The organism is Pseudomonas sp. NFPP04 (assembly GCF_900113815.1).
In the GTDB taxonomy this organism is placed as follows: Bacteria; Pseudomonadota; Gammaproteobacteria; order Pseudomonadales; family Pseudomonadaceae; genus Aquipseudomonas; species Aquipseudomonas extremorientalis.
This window is the reverse complement of the sequence record NZ_FOQS01000005.1, coordinates 292,072-303,991: the sequence shown is the minus strand read 5'-3', so window position 1 is coordinate 303,991 and position 11,920 is coordinate 292,072. Positions and strand designations below refer to the sequence as shown.

Sequence of the window (11,920 nt, the reverse complement as noted above, 5' to 3'; positions counted from 1 at the left end):
TGACCCATGTTCAAATATATTGGCGACATCGTTAAGGGTACCGGTACCCAGTTGCGAAGCCTGGTGATGGTGTTCGGTCACGGCTTTCGCAAACGCGACACCCTGCAATACCCGGAAGAAGCGGTATACCTGCCGCCGCGCTATCGCGGCCGCATCGTACTGACCCGCGACCCCGATGGCGAAGAGCGTTGCGTAGCCTGCAACCTGTGCGCCGTGGCGTGCCCGGTGGGTTGCATCTCCCTGCAGAAAGCTGAAACCGAAGACGGTCGCTGGTACCCGGACTTCTTCCGCATCAATTTCTCGCGCTGCATTTTCTGCGGCCTCTGCGAGGAAGCTTGCCCGACCACCGCGATCCAGCTCACACCGGATTTCGAGATGGCCGAGTTCAAACGTCAGGACCTGGTGTACGAGAAAGAAGATCTGTTGATCTCTGGTCCCGGTAAAAACCCTGATTACAACTTCTATCGTGTTGCAGGTATGGCCGTTGCCGGTAAGCCGAAAGGCGCCGCACAAAACGAAGCCGAGCCGATCAACGTGAAGAGCTTGCTGCCTTAAGGAAGAAAGATGGAATTCGCTTTCTATTTCGCATCGGGTATCGCGGTTGTGTCCACGCTTCGCGTGATCACCAACACCAACCCCGTGCACGCCCTGCTCTACCTGATCATTTCGCTGATCGCCGTGGCCATGACCTTCTTCAGCCTCGGCGCGCCGTTCGCCGGTGTGCTGGAAGTGATCGCCTACGCCGGCGCCATCATGGTGCTGTTCGTGTTTGTGGTGATGATGCTCAACCTGGGGCCGGCTTCGGTCGCCCAGGAACGCGTCTGGCTCAAGCCCGGCATCTGGCTCGGCCCGGTTGTCCTGGCAGCGCTGCTGCTGGGTGAACTGCTGTATGTGCTGTTCGCTCACCAGAGCGGCCAGGCCATCGGCCACACCACCGTGGATGCAAAAGCCGTGGGCATCAGCCTGTTCGGCCCGTACCTGCTGGTGGTCGAACTGGCGTCGATGCTGCTGCTCGCTGCAGCCGTCACCGCCTTCCACTTGGGCCGCAACGAAGCCAAGGAGCAATGACGATGCCTGCTATCCCTTTGGAGCATGGTCTGGCGGTCGCCGGCATCCTGTTCTGCCTTGGCCTGGTCGGCCTGATGGTCCGCCGTAACATTCTGTTCGTGTTGATGAGCCTGGAAATCATGATGAACGCTGCGGCACTGGCGTTCATCGTTGCGGGTGCACGTTGGGGCCAGCCGGATGGACAAGTCATGTTCATCCTGGTGATCAGCCTGGCAGCCGCCGAGGCCAGCATTGGCCTGGCGATCCTGCTGCAACTGTATCGTCGCTTCCACACGCTTGATATCGACGCTGCCAGTGAGATGCGCGGATGAACATGATCTTTCTGACTTTCGTATTTCCCCTGATCGGTTTCCTGCTGCTGTCGTTCTCCCGTGGACGCTGGTCGGAAAACCTGTCTGCCCTGGTGGGCGTGGGTTCCATTGGCCTGTCGGCGATCGTTGCCGCCTACGTCATCTGGCAATTCAACGTGGCGCCGCCGGAAGGCGGTCACTACACCCTGGTGCTGTGGCAGTGGATGTCGGTGGAGGGCTTCAAGCCCAACTTCGCCCTCTACGTCGACGGTCTGTCGATCACCATGCTCGGCGTGGTGGTCGGCGTGGGCTTCCTGATCCACCTGTTCGCGTCCTGGTACATGCGCGGTGAAGCCGGTTACTCGCGCTTCTTCTCGTACACCAACCTGTTTATCGCCAGCATGCTGTTCCTGGTGCTCGGCGATAACCTGTTGTTCCTGTACTTCGGCTGGGAAGGCGTGGGCCTGTGCTCGTACCTGTTGATCGGTTTCTACTACAGCAACCGCAACAACGGTAACGCAGCACTCAAGGCCTTTATCGTCACCCGCATCGGCGACGTGTTCATGGCCATCGGCCTGTTCATCCTGTTCCAGCAAGTGGGCACGCTGAACATCCAGGAACTGCTGGTGCTGGCACCGCAGAAATTCCAGGTTGGCGACTTCTGGATCACCCTGGCCACCCTGATGCTGCTCGGCGGCGCCGTGGGTAAATCCGCGCAACTGCCACTGCAAACCTGGCTGGCGGACGCGATGGCCGGCCCTACCCCGGTTTCCGCACTGATCCACGCCGCCACCATGGTAACCGCCGGCGTCTACCTGATCGCCCGTACCCACGGCCTGTTCACCCTGGCGCCGGACATCCTGCATCTGGTCGGCATCGTTGGTGGCGTGACCCTGGTCCTGGCTGGCTTCGCTGCCCTGGTACAGACCGACATCAAGCGCATCCTTGCCTACTCGACCATGAGCCAGATCGGCTACATGTTCCTGGCCCTGGGCGTTGGCGCCTGGGACGCGGCGATCTTCCACCTGATGACCCACGCCTTCTTCAAGGCCTTGCTGTTCCTCGCTTCCGGTGCGGTGATCGTGGCCTGCCACCACGAGCAGAACATCTTCAAGATGGGCGGCCTGTGGAAGAAACTGCCACTGGCCTATGCCAGCTTCATCGTCGGTGGTGCCGCCCTGGCCGCCCTGCCGCTGGTGACCGCCGGTTTCTACTCGAAGGATGAAATCCTCTGGGAAGCCTTCGCCAGCGGCAACCAGAACCTGCTGTACGCAGGCCTGGTGGGTGCGTTCATGACCTCGCTGTACACCTTCCGCCTGATCTTCATCACCTTCCACGGTGAAGCCAAGACCGAAGCTCACGCAGGCCACGGCATCTCGCACTGGTTGCCATTGTCGGTACTGATCATCCTGTCGACCTTCGTCGGCGCCATGATCACCCCGCCTCTGCACGGTGTACTGCCGCAAAGCGTCGGCCATGCCGGCGGCGAAGCCCAGCACAGCCTGGAAATCGCCTCGGGCGCCATCGCCATTGCCGGTATCCTGCTGGCGGCCCTGCTGTTCCTCGGCAAGCGTCGCTTCGTGACGGCCGTCGCCAACAGTGGCATCGGCCGCTTCCTGTCGGCCTGGTGGTTCGCCGCCTGGGGCTTCGACTGGATCTACGACAAACTGTTCGTCAAGCCTTACCTCGCCATCAGCCACATTCTGCGCAAGGACCCGCTCGACCAGACCATCGGTCTGATCCCGCGTGCCGCCAAGGCCGGTCACACCGCCCTGAGCCGCAGCGAGACTGGCCAACTGCGCTGGTATGCAGCCTCCATGGCGGCCGGTGCCGTGCTGGTAATCGGCGCCATCGTCGTGGTAGCGATATGACTATGAACATTGCGATCTTTGCGAACTTGCGAAAGGAAACGAGCCTGTCATGATTCTGCCCTGGCTAATCCTGATCCCCTTCATCGGCGGCCTGCTCTGCTGGATGGGTGAACGCTTCGGCGCCACCCTCCCCCGCTGGATTGCGTTGCTGACCATGTCCCTGGAACTCGCGCTCGGCCTCTGGCTGTGGGCCCATGGCGACTATTCATTTGCTCCGGCACCGGGTGTCGATCCGACCTTCGCGCTTGAATTCAAGCACGTGTGGATCCAGCGCTTCGGCATCAACGTGCACCTGGCCCTCGACGGCCTGTCGCTGTTGATGATCCTGCTGACCGGCCTGCTGGGTATCCTCTCGGTACTCTGCTCCTGGAAAGAGATCCAGCGTCACGTGGGTTTCTTCCACCTGAACCTGATGTGGATCCTGGGCGGTGTCGTCGGCGTGTTCCTCGCCCTCGACCTGTTCATGTTCTTCTTCTTCTGGGAAATGATGCTGGTGCCGATGTACTTCCTCATCGCGCTCTGGGGTCACAGTTCTTCGGACGGCAAGAAAACCCGGATCTACGCGGCGACCAAGTTCTTCATCTTCACCCAGGCTTCCGGCCTGATCATGTTGGTGGCGATCCTGGGCCTGGTACTGGTCAACTTCAATAACACCGGCGTGATTACCTTCAACTACGCCGACCTGTTGAAGACCAAGATGTCACTGACCACCGAGTACATCCTGATGCTGGGCTTCTTCATCGCCTTCGCGGTGAAGCTGCCGGTGGTGCCGTTCCACTCCTGGCTGCCTGATGCGCACGCCCAGGCGCCGACTGCCGGTTCCGTGGACCTGGCCGGTATCCTGCTGAAGACTGCGGCCTACGGCCTGCTGCGTTTCGCCCTGCCGCTGTTCCCGAATGCCTCGGCCGAGTTCGCGCCGATCGCCATGACCCTGGGTCTGATCGGGATCTTCTACGGTGCGTTCCTGGCGTTCGCGCAAACCGACATCAAGCGTCTGATTGCCTTCTCGTCCGTTTCCCACATGGGCTTCGTACTGATCGGTATCTACTCCGGCAGCCAACTGGCGCTGCAGGGCGCGGTGATCCAGATGCTGGCCCACGGTGTCTCGGCCGCTGCCCTGTTTATCCTGAGTGGCCAGCTGTACGAGCGCCTGCACACCCGTGACATGCGTGAAATGGGTGGCGTGTGGTCGCGCATCGCCTACCTGCCGGCGATCAGCCTGTTCTTCGCCGCCGCGTCCCTGGGCTTGCCGGGCACCGGTAACTTCATCGGCGAGTTCCTGATCCTGATGGGTGCCTTCGTGCAAACGCCGTGGATCAGTGCGATTGCTACCTCCGGCCTGGTGTTCGGTTCGGTCTACTCGCTGATCATGATCCACCGCGCCTACTTCGGCCCGGCCAAGTCCGACACCGTCCTGCAAGGGATGGATGCTCGCGAACTGATCATGGTGCTCGGCCTTGCGGTACTGCTGATCTATATCGGCGTGTACCCGCAACCGTTCCTGGACACTTCTGCCGCAACGATGCATGGCGTGCAGCAGTGGTTCGGCACCGCCTTCTCTCAACTCGCTTCGGCCCGGTAAGAGCGCTATGGAATTCACGATCCAACACTTTATCGCGCTTGCGCCGCTGCTGATCACCAGCCTCACCATCGTGGTGGTGATGCTGGCAATCGCCTGGCGCCGCAATCACTCGCAAACGTTCCTGCTGTCCTGTGCCGGTCTGAACCTGGCCCTGCTGTCGATCATCCCGGCCCTCAAGGTCGCGCCATTGGCGGTCACGCCTTTGATGATGGTGGATGACTTCGCCCTGCTGTATATCGCGCTGATCCTGGTCGCGACCCTGGCCTGCGTCACCCTCGCCCACGCCTACATGGGCGAAGGCGGCACCGGTTACCCAGGCAACAAGGAAGAGCTGTACCTGCTGATCCTGCTGGCCGCGGCCGGTGGCATCGTGCTGGTCAGCGCACAGCACCTGGCCGGCCTGTTCATCGGCCTGGAACTGCTGTCGATCCCGACCTACGGCCTGGTGGCCTACGCGTTCTTCAACAAGCGCTCGCTGGAAGCCGGCATCAAGTACATGGTGCTGTCCGCCGCCGGTTCCGCGTTCCTGTTGTTCGGCATGGCCCTGCTCTACGCCGAAGCCGGCAGCCTGAGCTTCACCGGTATCGGCCACGCCCTGGCCACCACCAGCCTGCCTGCGCCGATTGCCCAACTGGGCCTGGCCATGATGCTGATCGGCCTGGCGTTCAAGCTGTCGCTGGTGCCGTTCCACCTGTGGACCCCGGACGTGTACGAAGGCGCCCCGGCGCCGGTGGCCGCGTTCCTGGCGACCGCGTCGAAGGTTGCGGTGTTTGCGGTGATGGTGCGTCTGTTCCAGATCTCGCCTGCTGCCAACACTGGCGTGCTGAGCAACGTGCTGACCGTGATCGCCATCGCGTCGATCCTGTTCGGTAACCTGCTGGCCCTGACCCAGAACAACCTCAAGCGTCTGCTGGGTTACTCGTCCATCGCTCACTTCGGCTACCTGCTGATCGCCCTGGTGGCGAGCAAAGGCCTGGCCGTGGAAGCCATGGGTGTGTACCTGGTCACCTACGTGATCACCAGCCTCGGCGCTTTCGGCGTGATCACCCTGATGTCCTCGCCGTTCAAAGGCCGTGACGCCGACGCCCTGTACGAGTACCGCGGCCTGTTCTGGCGCCGTCCGTACCTGACCGCCGTCCTGACCGTGATGATGCTGTCCCTGGCCGGTATTCCGCTCACGGCGGGCTTCATCGGCAAGTTCTACATCGTCGCCACCGGCGTCGAAGCGCACGAGTGGTGGTTGGTTGCCTCCCTGGTACTGGGCAGCGCCATCGGCGTGTTCTACTACCTGCGCGTGATGGTCACCCTGTACCTGATCGAGCCAAACCTGCGCCGTGTGGATGCCGAACTGCACTGGGAACAGAAGGCAGGCGGTGTAATGCTGCTGGCCATTGCCCTGCTCGCGTTCTTCCTGGGTGTGTACCCACAACCGCTGCTCACCCTGGTGCAGCACGCGGTGTTGGGCGTTTGATCGCTTAGCGGGATGCAGTCAACAAAACGGCGCCTTCGGGCGCCGTTTTGCATTCTGGGCAATGGGTTCAAACACCCTTTTCAACTCACGGAAATTTCCTCTTCCACTCGCCTACTCATCTGGCATATGCACGCCGAAGCCCGCCGTATGGTGTTTGAGTTTTAGGAAAGTTCCCACAGCCAGGTCACTTGACCATAAGCAGGTGGGCCACCAAACTCTACGTAGGCTACGTACAGAACATGGCTGCTCTATTTATCGAACTGCCGGCCTTCGAGCGGCATCGCAAGGACTATCTGAGTGACGAGCTTTTCCAGGGTTTTCAACAAGAGTTGATGAAGAACCCGGAAGCAGGAGATGTGATCGAGGGAACAGGCGGACTGCGCAAGGTTCGCTTCATCGACGAGCGACGCAACAAAGGCAAGCGCGGTGGCCTGCGGGTCATTTACTACTGGTGGTCGGGCGGCACGCAATTCTGGCTGTTCACCCTGTACGGCAAGCACGAACAGGATGACCTGACACCACAGCACAAAAAAGCCCTAAAACACATGCTGGACAGGGAAATCAAAGCGAGAACACATCATGAAACGTGAAATCTTTTCCGAACTGGTCGAAGGCTTCGACGCCCTGGCAAACGAACGCCAGGGCAAAGTCACCCTGCGAACCCATAAGGTTCATCTCAATCAACTGGAGCCGCTTACCGCCGAGGAGGTGGTGGCCGTGCGTCAACAACTCAACCTCTCCCGGTCGGTGTTCGCCATGTACCTGCGCACCAACACCCGCACCCTGGAAAACTGGGAACAAGGTCGGGCCAAGCCAAATGCCCAGGCCGCCACCCTGATTCGCCTGGTGGCACGTTTCCCGGAAACCGTTGCGCAACTCGCTGCATTGGGTTGATCAACAAAGCCCCGACAGGTTCGGAGCTTTTTCATTCAGCACTATGGGCCGCCGAGCATGTTATGCGCAGCCACCCCCAGTCCTGGCGGTCCACTAGCGTTCGCGCAGGTGATACGGGGTGCGGTTCTGCGAGCGGATGCGAGTGGCCACGCCCAACGCGCCGAGGTGAAAATCGCCCAGGCCAGGGTCTGGTAGGCGATGCGGGGCATGGCCACCCTCTCTTCTCAGGATATGGAAAGCAGGTTCCACACTAAGGCAGCGACGCGACTGCGTTGAGGGTTTTGGCGGACACAAAGGGGGGCTGGCGGGGACAGTTGAACGTGGGCGTTGGCCGCCCACGTCCGGGCGATGCACTTAGAACGCGATACCGACCTTGAACCCGTACTCATCTCGCTTGAGTTTGGTGTTGTCAGCTACTTCAGAGTTACCGTCGAGTTTGTACTCGGTGCGGGTGTAGTACAAGCCCGCGACCACCGGCAGGTCACCCTTCTGATTCATCAACAGGCTGACTTCGGCGTAGGGGTTGGTGCGGTCCTTGAGGTCCACGGTGTCGCTGCCGAAATCTTCCACCTTGAGCTTGGTACGACCGTCGATGGTGCGACGGGCGCCGGCTTCGAGACGCAGGGTCATGTCATCGAACTGGTGGTTATAGCCCAGGGCCGCCTTGGCGAACGGCGATTTGTTGGTGAGCTTCACGTCGAGGTCGTTGATCTCTGGCTCGTAGCGGGTCCAGCTGTAGCCACCGCCAACGATCACGTCGACAAAGTTGCGCGCATCCAGCGCGGCGCGCCAGCCGAGATCCAGGTCTGCCTGGCCTTCCTTGAGTTTGTTATCGCTCTTTTCGCCGTATTTGGCTTCGATACCGGCCTGGTAGATAAAGCCGGATTCGGCGGTGAGCTTGTTGCCGAAGTTGTAGAACAGGCCCGCCTCAGGCATGTGGCCCTTGTCGCTCTGGCTGCCGCCTTCGAATTTGAAGTCGTTGTAGCTGCCCAGGATCCCGAAGGTGGAGATCGGGTCGGTGGACGGTGCGGCGAACACCACGGCAGGCGCAGCGACCAGCGCCAGCAGCGAGGAACCCTTGAAGAGTTTTCCGAATAGCTTGGACATCGTTTTACATCTCCTTGTCTGGTGAGCAAATTATTCAGGAAACGGTTCGAACCCCGGCATGCGCCAAAGGTTCGAATTAATTTGCGTGGATTTGGAGATAAAACGGTTCAGCGAGGCTCTATCTCACTATTCCCGGGAGGCAGCCAGGACCAGGCCATCCAGGGTTTGCCGAAGCGTTGCCGTGTCCGGCACGCGAATCCTGAAGGTTTCAGTCAGCACCTGCACCACCTCATCGGCACTGCCAAGCGTGCGTTTTTCGCTCGGCCGGTCCAGTGAGTGGATCGCATAGTGGGTGTTGTTCAGGGTATGGCGCTTGCCCGGTGCCAGGCGTGCGACTTTCAGTTGGCCCACGAATACCGAATCCGGGTGGGTGGAAACGTACCAGTTGCCGATTTCGTAATCGATATCCGCCTGTACTTGCAGGTCGAACACATACAGGCCACGCCACTCCTCGGCCACTTGTGCCCACAAGGTGTAACTGCCCTGCCCGTCGAAAGTCAGGCGATACGGTTCATGGGCCGTGGCCTGCACCACTTCGGTGTCCAGTTGCAACGGGCTGCTGGGCACCATGCCGCCAAAGCCGACATCGGTGATGTAGCGCACGCCGTCCAGGGTCACCAGGCTCAAACGATGAGTACGCGCCGTGCGTGCATCCGGCGCCCCGCCCATCACCACCCGGCCGGTGATGCCACGCGCCTCGAAGCCGAGTTCCTGCAGCAAGGCCAGGAACATCTGGTTCAGCTCATAGCAATAGCCTCCCCGCCCGTCCAACAGTACTTTTTGTTCGACACTGGGCAGGTCGATCGGCACCGGCAGGCGTATCAGGCTCGACAGGTTCTCGAAGGCAAAGCTGCACACGTGGCGCAGTTGCAGGGCCTGCAAGGTGTGCAGGGTGGGCGCCGGCGGCGTGTCATAACCCAGGCGTTGCAGGTAGAGACGGCTATGGGTCAGCAGAGGCATGGCGCGATCCTTGGGCACAGGAAGAAGGCATCACTATGCCGCGCCAACCTGCAGATTGTCATTTTGAATGAACCTTTTTGAACGCTGCCCTATCCATCTATAACAACACAGGGAGGCAACATGAGTACCGCAAAAATCTACACGATCAATTATCAGCTGCACGGTCAACCGAAAACCTTTGTGGTGCGTGCTGAAGTGATGAACAACGCCGAGGCCTGGCACTGGGCGGCGGTGGATGCCGATATTGCCCATGTCAGTCGCGTGGGGCGCGTGGGGCATGAGCAGGTCAAGAAAACCACCCGGCCCTGGGCGGAGAAGTTTGGGATTACGGATGTCACGTGGATCGCACCCAAGTAAGTGCACAGCCCCATCGTACAAGGTGGGGCTTTTAACACCCTCTGCAGTTGACCATTTGCCCATCATGAACAGGGCTAACGCTTCAGTGAAATCAATTCAATTTCACTCGACCCATGCGCTGCCTAAACTACATCCTAATTATTGATTCTAGAAATCAATCTGGCACCTGAACAACCCATCAGGTGTATTCCGGAAATCAGGATGTCAGGCCACAATGAACAGCGAGTTTGCCTTTACCCTCAAAACCCTGCGTTTCGACGAACATTATCAGCCCTCGAAAAACACGCGCATCACCACCAACTTTGCCAACTTGGCCAGGGGCAAAAGTCGCCAGGAGAATCTGCGCAACACATTGAGGATGATCAACAATCGTTTCAATGCGTTGGCGCAGTGGGATAACCCCAAGGGTGATCGCTACAGAGTGGAACTTGATATCGTCTCGGTTGAAATGGACATTGCCCCTGAACAGCGTGGCAACGCCATCCCGCTGATTGAAATATTGAAAACGACGATTGTCGATCAACACACCCATGAACGCATTGAGGGTATTGTCGGCAACAACTTTTCCTCCTACGTTCGCGACTACGATTTCAGCGTTGCCTTGTCAGCACACAACAAGAATCAGACCGAGTTCAGCACACCCGAGAACTTTGGCGACTTGCATGGAAAACTGTTCAAGCACTTCGTCAACTCAGACACGTACAAAGAAAACTTCAAGAAGCCGCCGGTGATCTGCCTGAGCGTTTCGAACACCAGGACCTATCATCGGACAGAAAACCAGCATCCTGTATTGGGCTTTGAATACCAACAGGACGCCTACTCCTTGACCGATGAGTACTTCAATAAAATGGGATTGAAGGTTCGCTACTTCATGCCTTCAAACAGTGTTGCGCCGCTGGCCTTTTATTTTTCCGGTGATTTGCTGGCGGATTACAGCAATCTTGAACTCATCAGCACCATCAGCACCATGGACACTTTCCAGAAGATTTACCGGCCCGAAATTTACAATGCCAATTCTGCCGCCGGCAAATTCTACCGACCCAGCTTGAAGCACCAGGATTACTCACTGACATTGATTGTCTACGATCGAGAAGAACGCAGCCGCCTGGCGATTGAACAGGGAAAATTTGTTGAAGAGCACTTTATCAAACCCTACCAGGCTGTTCTTCAACAGTGGTCCGCCCACTGCGCGCTTTGACGCATTAATACTACAAGGTCATCCCTGATGAAAAAGTTGTTACCTACTTCGACCGCCGGCAGTTTGCCTAAACCTTCCTGGCTGGCTCAACCTGAAACACTGTGGTCACCCTGGAAACTGCAGGATGAGGCATTGACCGAGGGCAAACACGACGCCTTGCGCCTGTCCCTGCAGGAACAACAGCACGCGGGCATTGATATCGTCAGTGATGGTGAACAGACGCGCCAACACTTTGTGACGACGTTTATTGAACACCTCAGCGGTGTTGATTTCGAGAAACGCGAGACCGTGCGAATCCGTGATCGTTACGACGCAAGCGTGCCAACGGTCGTAGGGGCTGTTTCCCGCCAGAAACCCGTGTTTGTCGAAGACGCCAAGTTCTTGCGCCAGCAAACCAGTCAACCCATCAAGTGGGCGCTGCCTGGCCCCATGACGATGATCGACACGCTGTATGACAACCATTACAAGAGTCGTGAAAAGCTCGCCTGGGAATTCGCCAAAATCCTCAACCAGGAAGCCCTTGAATTAGAAGCCGCCGGGGTGGATATCATCCAATTCGACGAGCCCGCCTTCAACGTGTTCTTTGATGAGGTGAACGACTGGGGCGTGGCCACCCTGGAAAGGGCCATTGAAGGCCTCAAATGCGAAACCGCCGTGCATATTTGCTACGGCTACGGCATCAAAGCCAATACTGACTGGAAAAAGACGCTGGGATCAGAGTGGCGTCAATATGAAGAAGCCTTCCCCAAGCTGCAGCAATCCAGTATCGATATCGTCTCGCTGGAGTGTCACAACTCCCATGTGCCCATGGAGCTGATTGAACTTATCCGCGGCAAAAAAGTGATGGTCGGCGCCATCGACGTGGCCAGCCACACCATTGAAACACCCGAGGAAGTCGCCAACACCTTGAGAAAAGCACTGCAGTTTGTCGATGCCGACAAGCTCTACCCTTGCACGAACTGTGGCATGGCGCCGCTGCCTCGTCACATCGCCAGGGGCAAGCTGAATGCGTTGAGTGCCGGCGCAGCGATTGTCCGAAACGAACTCTCGAACCCGTACTGAGAATACGCAAGGCCTGACGATGTCAGGCCTTGCCTGGCGCATTCGCACGTCACCCCATTC

13 protein-coding genes are annotated in these 11,920 nt (G+C 58.8%); 11 read left to right on the top strand and 2 right to left on the bottom strand.

Annotated features, from left to right (window positions below; all coding sequences use genetic code 11):
• Positions 1–6 precede the first annotated feature (6 nt).
• The 8 genes from nuoI to BM017_RS13525 all read left to right on the top strand — a co-directional run bounded on the left by nuoI (position 7) and on the right by BM017_RS13525 (position 7,176).
• Positions 7–555 carry an NADH-quinone oxidoreductase subunit NuoI gene (gene nuoI, locus BM017_RS13560; RefSeq protein ID WP_003174725.1) on the top strand — a complete coding sequence of 183 codons (549 nt, stop codon included), beginning with the start codon at positions 7–9 and terminating at the stop codon, positions 553–555.
• 9 nt (positions 556–564) lie between these two features.
• Positions 565–1,068, top strand: coding sequence for an NADH-quinone oxidoreductase subunit J (nuoJ, locus tag BM017_RS13555; RefSeq protein WP_016974048.1), 504 nt, complete (start codon positions 565–567; stop codon positions 1,066–1,068).
• Between the two features lie 2 nt (positions 1,069–1,070).
• Positions 1,071–1,379 (top strand): NADH-quinone oxidoreductase subunit NuoK, encoded by a 309-nt coding sequence (nuoK, locus tag BM017_RS13550; RefSeq protein WP_003174727.1) that lies wholly within the window; start codon positions 1,071–1,073, stop codon positions 1,377–1,379.
• Positions 1,376–3,229: an NADH-quinone oxidoreductase subunit L gene (gene nuoL, locus BM017_RS13545; protein ID WP_071491906.1), complete on the top strand. Its 1,854-nt coding sequence runs from the start codon at positions 1,376–1,378 to the stop codon at positions 3,227–3,229. Before nuoK ends, nuoL begins: the two co-directional genes overlap by 4 nt.
• 49 nt (positions 3,230–3,278) lie before the next feature.
• Positions 3,279–4,811, top strand: a complete 1,533-nt coding sequence (nuoM, locus tag BM017_RS13540) for an NADH-quinone oxidoreductase subunit M (protein WP_010209575.1) — start codon at positions 3,279–3,281, stop codon at positions 4,809–4,811.
• Positions 4,812–4,818: 7 nt separating this feature from the next.
• Positions 4,819–6,282, top strand: coding sequence for an NADH-quinone oxidoreductase subunit NuoN (gene nuoN / locus BM017_RS13535; protein ID WP_058425023.1), 1,464 nt, complete (start codon positions 4,819–4,821; stop codon positions 6,280–6,282).
• Between the two features lie 239 nt (positions 6,283–6,521).
• On the top strand, positions 6,522–6,872 hold the full coding sequence (locus BM017_RS13530; RefSeq protein WP_092245053.1) for a type II toxin-antitoxin system RelE/ParE family toxin: 351 nt from the start codon (positions 6,522–6,524) through the stop codon (positions 6,870–6,872).
• Positions 6,862–7,176, top strand: coding sequence for a helix-turn-helix domain-containing protein (locus tag BM017_RS13525; protein WP_071491908.1), 315 nt, complete (start codon positions 6,862–6,864; stop codon positions 7,174–7,176). Before BM017_RS13530 ends, BM017_RS13525 begins: the two co-directional genes overlap by 11 nt.
• A 354-nt stretch (positions 7,177–7,530) precedes the next feature.
• Here BM017_RS13525 and BM017_RS13520 read toward each other — a convergent pair whose 3' ends face one another.
• Complete coding sequence (locus tag BM017_RS13520) at positions 7,531–8,283, bottom strand: outer membrane beta-barrel protein (RefSeq protein ID WP_092245050.1); 753 nt, start codon at positions 8,281–8,283, stop codon at positions 7,531–7,533.
• 126 nt (positions 8,284–8,409) lie between these two features.
• Positions 8,410–9,243 carry an arylamine N-acetyltransferase family protein gene (locus tag BM017_RS13515; protein ID WP_092245047.1) on the bottom strand — a complete coding sequence of 278 codons (834 nt, stop codon included), beginning with the start codon at positions 9,241–9,243 and terminating at the stop codon, positions 8,410–8,412.
• Positions 9,244–9,363: 120 nt separating this feature from the next.
• On the opposite strand from BM017_RS13515, the gene BM017_RS13510 reads away from it, so the two are divergent.
• The 3 genes from BM017_RS13510 to BM017_RS13500 all read left to right on the top strand — a co-directional run bounded on the left by BM017_RS13510 (position 9,364) and on the right by BM017_RS13500 (position 11,860).
• Positions 9,364–9,600, top strand: coding sequence for a DUF6555 family protein (locus BM017_RS13510; protein WP_058425027.1), 237 nt, complete (start codon positions 9,364–9,366; stop codon positions 9,598–9,600).
• Positions 9,601–9,814: 214 nt separating this feature from the next.
• Entirely contained in the window at positions 9,815–10,798 is a 984-nt protein-coding gene (locus BM017_RS13505) for a DUF1852 domain-containing protein (protein ID WP_092245044.1), read from the top strand.
• 27 nt (positions 10,799–10,825) lie between these two features.
• Positions 10,826–11,860, top strand: a complete 1,035-nt coding sequence (locus BM017_RS13500; RefSeq protein ID WP_092245041.1) for a methionine synthase — start codon at positions 10,826–10,828, stop codon at positions 11,858–11,860.
• The last annotated feature ends 60 nt before the right edge of the window (positions 11,861–11,920 follow it).